Source organism: Delftia sp. ASV31, from assembly GCF_016428765.1.
Classification (GTDB): domain Bacteria; phylum Pseudomonadota; class Gammaproteobacteria; order Burkholderiales; family Burkholderiaceae_C; genus Comamonas; species Comamonas acidovorans.
In genome coordinates this window covers 1-8680 of sequence record NZ_JAELTK010000145.1, presented here as the reverse complement: position 1 = coordinate 8680, position 8680 = coordinate 1, and the positions used below count along the sequence as shown (strand labels likewise).

Sequence of the window (8680 nt, the reverse complement as noted above, 5' to 3'; positions counted from 1 at the left end):
AGATGTGTATAAGAGACAGGTCTTGATGATTCGTCCATTTTCCTTCGCAGTCTTAACGACATTCTCCATTACAACCTTCCTATCGATAGCAATAATTCTTTTATTTTCAACCTATTCCAGACACTCAACAGTTAAAGGTCAACTCCTTCCAGCGACGGGGCAGATCAGAGTTTTTTCTCAACAACCAGGTGTTGTTATTGCAAAGTATGCAAAGGAGGGGCAATATGTCGAGAAAGGCGATATTCTTTATAAAATCTCCAGTGAGCGTTTTGGTGAAGATGCGGTAGCAGTTTTTTCTCAAATCACCCGAAGCCTGGAACAAAGGCGAGAATCGCTCATTGACGAGCATACGAAATTTCTGCAGCTGCATCTCGCGGAGCGGAAAACATTGAATAGAAAAATTGCAAGCCTTCGCGTGGAACTGTCAGTGCTAGCGGAGCAGGTTAAAAGCCAGCGGAATCTACTTGCCCTAGCAGACAACGCCATTCAGAGATACCAAGGATTGTTGGACAAAGGCTATATCTCAAAGGATCAATTTCAGCAACGTCAGGCGGAGCAACTAGGTCAAATACAGGTACTTCAGCGCTTACGTCGTGAACAGACAAGCTTGGAGCAGCAGGCGGTAGAGCGCACCAATGAACTCGCAGGGCTTGACAGTCGACAGAAGAATCAACTAGCACAGATCAACTGACAACTTTCGATGCTCACACAGGAACTCACGGAGAGCGAAGCGAGGCGAGCCTTCGTCATTACCGCACCAGAGGCAGGCACGGCAACCGCGGTATTCGCTGAAGTTGGCCATAGCATTGATGCACGCCTGCTCCTGATGCTTATTGTTCCAACGGACTCATACCTTGTGGCAGAGCTCTATGCACCAAGTAAAGCCATTGGTTTTATAAAACTAGGCGACCCCGTTAATATTCGCTACCAAGCCTATCCATATCAAAAATTCGGAATCCACCGGGGTAGGTTGGCTTCTATCTCTCGCACGAGCCTTTCACCTTTTGATTTTTCCAGTACTGTCAACCTGCTCCCAGGTTCTGGCGAAGTAGCGGAGCCACTGTATCGGCTACGAGTAGAACTTGATAGTCAAGCCGTCACCGCGTATGGGAAGGCGCAAGAACTTCAGAGCGGTATGCTGCTTGAAGCAGATATTCTTCAAGAGTCTCGCCGTCTCTATGAGTGGATTCTGGAGCCGATTTACAGCATTTCAGGAAAATTCCCAAAATAACCATGATTTCTTTAGATACGCTAGCACTGCGCTTCGGAAAGCACTTGCCGATTATCTTGCAGACAGAAGCCGCTGAGTGCGGTCTGACTTGTCTGGCAATGATCACAAGCTATCATGGACACAACGTAAATTTAAGGGAAATGCGCCAGCGGGTCAGCATTTCACTTAAGGGAATGAGCCTTGCCCACGTGGTTCAGGCTGCGCATCGCTTTCGCTTGGGCACCCGGGCTGTGCGCTTGGAACTGAATGAGCTTTCAAAACTGATCGTGCCTTGTGTACTGCATTGGAATATCGATCATTTTGTGGTGTTGAAATCCGTTAGCGCCCGAGGCGCGGTAATACACGATCCTTCAATCGGAGCTCGCCAAGTCAGCCTCGAAGAGTTGTCGCATAAATTCACTGGAGTTGCTCTGGAACTTTGGCCGAATAAAGATTTCGAGCAAAAGAAAGAAAAGCCAAAGGTCAAGCTACTTAGTTTGATAGGGGAAATCAGCGGATTACGCCGCTCACTGCTGCAAGTGTTAGTGATGGGCGTGGCACTGCAGATGATCGCGCTCATCAGTCCGTTCCTGCTTCAATGGACTATAGACAATGCGATTGTCGGTGACGATCGACATCTGCTGGCCACCCTGATTCTGGGTTTTTCGATTGTCTTGCTGATACAAATTTTTATTAGCACCTCCCGGGCCTGGGCACTTATATACCTGGGCACGCTATTCAGCCTGCAATGGCGGAGCAACGTGTTCAGCCATATGCTGCGCCTGCCCAGTCAGTTCTTCGAGAAGCGCCACCTTGGTGATGTAGTCTCACGATTTGGATCCGTCGATCAGATACAGCAAACCCTGACCGCAAGCTTTTTCTCGATCATTCTTGATGGGATGATGGCACTTTCCACCTTGGTGTTGATGCTTATATACAGCCCCCGGTTGGCGGCCGTGGTCTTCTGCACCATAGTGCTCTATGGACTGATTCGCTGGGCGTGGTACTACCCACTGCGAAACGCCACCGAGGAACAGATCGTTCATGGGGCCCGCCAGCAAAGCCACTTCCTCGAATCAGTGCGAGGTATTCAGGCATTGAAGCTATTTCAGAAGCTTGATATGCGAAGGTCGATATGGCTGGGCCTCTTCGTGGAGCAGATCAACGCGGGCCTGAAGTCTCAGAAGCTACAACTTTTTTATGGGCAAGCCAACGCATTGCTATTTGGTGCCGAGAACCTGCTGGTCGTTTGGCTAGGCGCAACCATGGTGATGGATGGACAATTCAGCGTAGGCATGTTGATGGCCTTCTATTCCTACAAGTCTCAGTTCGGCAGTCGAGTCGGCAGCCTGATTGATCAACTCTTCGAGCTGCGCATGTTGCAGCTACATAGCGAGAGGCTGGCCGATATTGTTCTTCACCCCCCCGAAGAAGAGGCTTGCGCACTCGTCACCGAGGAACGCAACAATCGGGCAGATATTGAAGTTCGAGCTGTGGGCTATCGCTATGGGGACCAAGAACCCTGGATCCTGGATGACGTTAACTTCAGCATCGCTGCAGGCGAAGCCGTGGCAATCATTGGTCCATCAGGCTGTGGCAAAAGTACGTTGTTCAAGGTGCTGTTGGGTATGCTGCCAGCAGCAAGAGGGAGCATTCGCATCGCTGGCCATGAGCTCGACGGACAGAACCTATCTGTGCTTCGGAGCCTATCCGGTTGCGTGATGCAAGACGACGCGCTTTTTGCGGGAAGCCTTGCAGAGAATATCTGCTTCTTCGATCCTCAACCAGACGCGCAATGGATGCGACAGTGCGCGCGCACCGCAGAAATCCATGGCGACATCGAACAAATGCCCATGGGCTACAACACCTTGGTTGGAGACATGGGCACAGTGCTTTCCGGCGGACAAAAACAGCGAATACTGCTGGCGCGCGCGCTGTACAAGAAGCCCCGAATTCTGTTCCTCGATGAGGCAACCAGCCATCTCGACGTGGCAGCCGAACGGCAGGTCAACGCCGCGATCCAAGCACTCGATATCACTCGGATCGTGATTGCCCACCGTCCAGAGACAATTGCCTGCGCAGACAGAGTCATCGAATTGGGCCATGGCAGGGTGATCAACGATGTGCGAGTACGAGCAATACAGCGCAGGCACCAGCAGGGGGAGTGACTGTGCACCAGCTGCGCCTTCTTGTCTTCGTTGCCGGTGTAGTGCTGCTCAATTCTGTGTACGCCATGTCTTCATATGATGCGTTCTCCACGGAAGGCCTCGCAATATCGCCACCAATGGCCTCAGCAGCAAGAGTAGGCATCTGCCCTATCGGCAAATTGCCGGAACAGCTGACCGTGCATGAAGCAATCACACGAATCCTGTGCCAGGACCCTGCCATTCGGCAAGCTTGGTCAACAGCCCGAATGCGAGCAGCCCAACTAGGTTTGCGCAAGTCCGAATATTTACCGCGTCTGGATGCACGGCTGAGCCGCTCAGCAAACCGCAGCTACGATGGCTATGCGGAAGCGATACACAGCAACAACAGTACGGGAAACTTCAGCCTGAGTTGGGTTCTATTCGATTTTGGACGCCGGGACGCGGCACTGGCTTCTGCTCATCAATTGCTGTCAGCAGCTAACGCCGATCAGAACGCGGCCATCCAGAACGCATTTCTAGGTGCCGCTCAGCTGTATTTTGCGGCGCAGGCAAGCAACCAGCGGCTTGCTGCTGCTCAGCAGGTAATGGATTTGGCCAAAGACACTTATATTGCCGCAGCAGAGAAGTACAAAGCCGGCGCGGCAGCCCTGTCCGATCGCTTGCGAGCCAAGACGGCCTACACTCAGGCCAGTTTGCATGTATCCCAGGAAAGAGGCGCGCTGTCCAGTTCTTTGGGCACTATGGCGCTTCGCATGGGTCTGCCTGCGCATACTCTCGTACGCCTAGATGAGCATGTCGAAGCTTTGCCTTCATTGGACTTCATTATTGAGGTCGACGAACTCATCCGCCTTGCGGGCCAGCAGCATCCCCGCCTTGTTGCGGTCGACGCTCGCACAAAAGCCGCCCAAGCTGCAATACAAGAAGCCAGCGCGATGGCTATGCCAAAGATTGCTCTGACCAGCAGTTTTGGGGTCACTGATTCCTCCGTGCATGGTCGCGGCAGTCGGCGCAAGGATATGAATATAGGTCTGCAACTGAGCATTCCATTGTTTTCCGGATTCGAGCAGACTTATCAGATCCGGGCGGCTAAGGCTCAGGCAGCCACTTATGCTGAAGAGGCAGAGGTTGCGCGCTTGCGATTGTCAGTGGATGTCTGGACTCAACACAACGGTCTCCGCACGGAAGCAGAAAACCTTGTACACACCTCAGACCTTGTCAATCAATCCAAGCAGGCTATGGACATCGTGCAAGGCCGTTATCAGTCTGGTGTAGGCAGCATGACCGAAGTTCTGAACGCCATGGAGACCTATGCCAAAGCGCAGGAACAACATATCAGTGCGATGGCAAACTGGCGGGCATTGCGCTTGTCACTGGCAGCTCAATTGGGGCGTTTGGGGTTCTGGGACCTTGACTAGAGGCGAGACCCCTTTAACTCAGGCCGCCTCCGCACTGCGCCCCATCCCCAGATAGGTATCGATGATGCGCCGGTCATGCAGCAGATCCCTGGCCGCGCCACTGAGGGCCACGGCGCCCATCTCCAGCACGTAGGCACGGTCGGCCACCTTGAGGGCGGCGCGCGCGTTCTGCTCGACCAGCAGCACCGAGACGCCGTGGTCGCGCAGGCCGGCCACGACCTGCAGCACCTCGCGCACGATCAGCGGCGCCAGGCCCAGCGAGGGCTCGTCCAGCAGCAGCAGGCGCGGGCGTGCCATCAGCGCGCGGCCGATGGCCAGCATCTGGCGCTCGCCACCCGACAGGGTGGAGGCCATCTGCGGGCGCCGCTCCCTCAGGCGCGGGAAGATGGCAAAGACCTCGTCCATGCGCTGCGCCTGGTCGCGCAGGCCCCGGCGCCAGCGCGAGAAGCCGCCCAGCAGCAGGTTGTCTTCCACCGACATCTCGCCGAACAGCTCGCGCTTTTCGGGCACCAGGGCCACGCCGTTGGCCACCATGACCTCGACGCCGGGGCGTGCGATGCGCTTGCCGTCCAGATGGATCTCGCCGCGCGAGGGCAGCAGGCCCATGGCGGCCGACAGCAGCGTGGTCTTGCCCGCGCCGTTGGGGCCGATGACGGTGACGATCTCGCCGCTGCGCACATCCAGATCCACCTGGTGCACGGCCTCCACGGGACCGTAGGACACGCTCAGGCCCCTGAGCTGCAAAAGGGTGTCGCTCATGCCGTCTCTCCGGTTGCCTCGTCGTCGTCGCCGCCCAGGTAGGCATCCAGCACGCGCTGGTTGACCTGGATCTGGGCCGGCGTGCCTTCGGCAATCACGGTGCCGAACTCCAGCACCGTGATGCGGTCCGCAAGATTCATGACGAACTCCATGTCGTGCTCGACGACGAGAATGCCCAGCCCCTCGGCGCGCAGCTGGCGCAGCAGGTCGGCCAGGGCCTGTTTTTCCAGGTGGCGCAGGCCGGCGGCCGGCTCGTCCAGCAGCAGGGCAGCAGGCTGTCCGGCCAGGGCGCGTGCGATCTCCACGATGCGCTGCTGGCCCAGGGCCAGCGAGGCGGCCGGCACGTCGGCGAAGGCGCCCAGGCCGCAGCGCTCGATCTGGCGGCGCGCCTCGGCCAGCACCGAGGCCTCCTCGGCCCGGTCCAGGCGCAGCATGGAGGCCAGCCAGCCCCGGTGCGCGCGCCGGTGCGCGCCCACCGCCACGTTCTCCAGCACGCTGCGCTGGCCCAGCAGGCGCACATGCTGGAAAGTGCGGCCCAGGCCCAGGGCGGCGAAGCGGCGCGAGGGCGCATCGTTCATGGCCTGGTCCATGAAGCGGACCTGGCCCTCGGTGGGCGAGTCCACGCCCGAGATCATGTTGAAGAAGGTGCTCTTGCCCGCGCCGTTGGGGCCGATCAGCGCATGCACCTCGCCGGCCTTGAGCGTCATGGCCACATCGTTGTTGGCCACCAGGCCGCCAAAGCGCTTGGTCACATGCTCGGCCGCCAGCAGCACCTGGCCCGTAGCGGGCAGCGCGCGCTGCGCCAGCGGCGCCGCGTCCGCCAGCTTCAGATCGGACACGGGCCGGCGCACCCAGCGTGCCGTGAGCGCCTGCAGCGTGGGCCACAGGCCTTCTGCAAAGCGCTGCAGCACCAGCACCATCAGCAGGCCGAAAACGATGACCTCGAAGTTGCCACTGGTGCCCAGCAGGGCCGGCAATATGTCCTGCAGCTTTTGCTTGACCAGGGTGATCAGCGTGGCACCCAGCACGGCGCCCCACAGGTGGCCGGCGCCGCCGACCACGGCCATGAACAGGTACTCGATGCCCACGTTCAGGTTGAAGGGCGCCGGGCTCACGAAGCGCTGCATGTGGGCGTAGAGCCAGCCCGACAGCGTGGCCAGCAGGGCCGCCAGCACGAAGAGCTTGACGCGGTAGTGCGCCGTGTCGATGCCCATGGACTCGGCCATGACGCGGCCGCCGCGCAGCGCGCGGATGGCCCGGCCCTCGCGCGAGTCCAGCAGGTTGTGCAGCAGCCACAGCGCCACCAGCAGCACGGCCCAGATCACCACGCCCATGGCGCGCGGCGAGGCCAGCGAGACGCCACCGATCACCAGCGGCGCAATGCCCGTGATGCCGGTCTGCCCGCCCAGGAACTCCATGTTGCCGAACAGGTAGTACAGGCTTAGCCCCCAGGCGATGGTGCACAGCGGCAGGTAGTGGCCCTGCAGCTTGACCGTGACCGCGCCCAGCAGCCAGGCCACGACGAAGGTGATGAGCAGGCCCAGCGCCAAGCCCACCCAGGGCAGGCCCGCCGCGCCCACCAGCCCGCCCAGCGCGGCCACCGAGGCAGGCGCCGTGCAGACCCAGGCCGTGGAATAGGCGCCGATGCCCACGAAGGCCGCCTGGCCGAACGAGGTCATGCCGCCCACGCCGGTCAGCATCACCAGGCCTGCGGCCACCATGGCGAACAGGCCGATGTAGCTGAGGATGACGACGGTGAAATCAGGCAGAAAGCCCCATGACGCGGCCAGCAGCGCAATGGCGGCCACCGTGAGCACGCGCGTGCTAATGCCGCCCGAAGCGGCCTTGGCAGGCGCCGCGGCCTGCGAGGAAACGGGGGCGCTCATTCTTCTTCCTCCACATGGTGGCTATTGCGCGATCGCCACCACAGCACCGGGATGATCAGCGTGAACACCAGCACCTCCTTGTAGGCACTGGCCCAGAACGAAGAGAAGGCCTCCAGCAGCCCGACCAGCAGCGCGCCGGCCAGGGCCAGCGGGTAGCTGGCCAGCCCGCCCACGATGGCGGCCACGAAGCCCTTGAGGCCGATCAGAAAGCCGGTGTCGTAGTACACCGTGGTCAGCGGCGCGATCAGCAGGCCGGAGATGGCGCCGATCAGCGCGGCCAGCGCAAAGCTCACGTCGCCGGCCATGGCCGTGGGAATGCCCATGAGACGTGCGCCCACGCGGTTGATGGCCGTGGCGCGCAGCGCCTTGCCGATCATGGAGCGCTCGAAGAACACGAACAGCAGGGCCACCAGCACCAGGGTCACGCCCACCACCACCAGGGACTGGCCCGAGATCGTGATGTCGCCCAGGCGCAGCTGCGCCTCGGAAAACGCGGGGGTGCGCGAGCCTTCGGCACCGAAGAACAGCAGCCCCAGGCCGACCAGCACGCCGTGCATGGCCACCGAGACGATGAGCAGCATCAGCACCGAGGCATGGGCCAGCGGCCGGTAGGCCAGGCGGTACAGCAGCGGCCCCATGGGCGTGATCAGCACCAGGGTGGCCAGCGCCTGCAGCATCAGCGAGGACGGGCGCAGCCCCCAGGCCAGGGCCACGGCAATGGCGGGCAGCGCCAGGCACCACAGGAAGGTGGCGGGCCAGCTCACCTGGCTGCCCGCGCGCCAGCGCAGCAGGTCCACCACCAGCACGGCGGCGGCCAGGGCCAGCAGCAGCCACAGCGTGGTGGGCACGCGGCCGGCCTGCATCATGGCCAGGGTGAGCGCGCCGAAGGCGACGAACTCGCCCTGCGGAATGAAGATGATGCGGGTGACCGAGAACACCAGCACCAGGGCCAGCGCCATCAGGCCGTAGACGGCGCCGTTGACGATGCCGTCCTGCCCCAGCAGCAGGGCGATTTGCAGATCCATGATCGACTTTCGAGCAGGCGCGGCCGAGCGCCGCAGCGGCTGTCTCTTATACACATCTGACGCTGCCGACGAAATGCGAACAGTGTAGATCTCGGTGGTCGGCGGGTCATTAGAAGGGGGGGGGGGGGGGGGGGGGGGGGGGGGGGGGGGGGGGGGGGGGGGGGGGGGGGGGGGGGGGGGGGGGGGGGGGGGGGGGGGGGGGGGGGGGGGGGGGGGGGGGGGGGGGGGGGGGGGGGGG

Annotated in this window: 7 protein-coding genes; 4 read left to right on the top strand and 3 right to left on the bottom strand. The window is 60.6% G+C overall.

What is annotated here, in order from left to right:
- The 4 genes from JHD82_RS28040 to JHD82_RS28025 form a co-directional block, all read left to right on the top strand.
- Positions 1-691, top strand: a 691-nt coding sequence (locus JHD82_RS28040; protein WP_233174926.1) for a biotin/lipoyl-binding protein, incomplete at its 5' end; no start/stop codon positions are given.
- 9 nt (positions 692-700) lie between these two features.
- Positions 701-1231 (top strand): HlyD family efflux transporter periplasmic adaptor subunit, encoded by a 531-nt coding sequence (locus JHD82_RS28035; protein ID WP_199140115.1) that lies wholly within the window; start codon positions 701-703, stop codon positions 1229-1231.
- A gap of 2 nt (positions 1232-1233) precedes the next feature.
- Positions 1234-3378, top strand: coding sequence for a peptidase domain-containing ABC transporter (locus JHD82_RS28030; RefSeq protein ID WP_199140113.1), 2145 nt, complete (start codon positions 1234-1236; stop codon positions 3376-3378).
- Positions 3379-3380: 2 nt separating this feature from the next.
- Positions 3381-4772, top strand: a complete 1392-nt coding sequence (locus JHD82_RS28025) for a TolC family protein (protein WP_199140111.1) — start codon at positions 3381-3383, stop codon at positions 4770-4772.
- An 18-nt stretch (positions 4773-4790) separates the two neighbouring features.
- On the opposite strand, the gene JHD82_RS28020 is transcribed toward JHD82_RS28025, so the two are convergent.
- Genes JHD82_RS28020 through JHD82_RS28010 form a run of 3 tightly spaced genes read right to left on the bottom strand, consistent with a single transcriptional unit; the run spans position 4791 to position 8442 of the window.
- A complete protein-coding gene (locus tag JHD82_RS28020) occupies positions 4791-5531 on the bottom strand; it encodes an ABC transporter ATP-binding protein (RefSeq protein WP_199140109.1) in 741 nt (246 codons plus the stop codon).
- Positions 5528-7417 carry an ATP-binding cassette domain-containing protein gene (locus JHD82_RS28015; RefSeq protein ID WP_199140107.1) on the bottom strand — a complete coding sequence of 630 codons (1890 nt, stop codon included), beginning with the start codon at positions 7415-7417 and terminating at the stop codon, positions 5528-5530. The genes JHD82_RS28020 and JHD82_RS28015 overlap by 4 nt, the downstream gene beginning before the upstream one ends.
- On the bottom strand, positions 7414-8442 hold the full coding sequence (locus tag JHD82_RS28010; RefSeq protein ID WP_012202505.1) for a branched-chain amino acid ABC transporter permease: 1029 nt from the start codon (positions 8440-8442) through the stop codon (positions 7414-7416). Before JHD82_RS28010 ends, JHD82_RS28015 begins: the two co-directional genes overlap by 4 nt.
- Positions 8443-8680 lie beyond the last annotated feature (238 nt).

What these genes read in the sequence shown, in the direction of transcription:
- JHD82_RS28035 (WP_199140115.1), top strand. Translation starts at nt 701, where the DNA reads ATGCTCACACAGGAACTCACGGAGAGCGAAGCGAGGCGAGCCTTCGTC.
- JHD82_RS28015 (WP_199140107.1), bottom strand. Translation starts at nt 7,417, where the DNA reads ATGAGCGCCCCCGTTTCCTCGCAGGCCGCGGCGCCTGCCAAGGCCGCT.
- JHD82_RS28030 (WP_199140113.1), top strand. Translation starts at nt 1,234, where the DNA reads ATGATTTCTTTAGATACGCTAGCACTGCGCTTCGGAAAGCACTTGCCG.
- JHD82_RS28020 (WP_199140109.1), bottom strand. Translation starts at nt 5,531, where the DNA reads ATGAGCGACACCCTTTTGCAGCTCAGGGGCCTGAGCGTGTCCTACGGT.
- JHD82_RS28010 (WP_012202505.1), bottom strand. Translation starts at nt 8,442, where the DNA reads ATGGATCTGCAAATCGCCCTGCTGCTGGGGCAGGACGGCATCGTCAAC.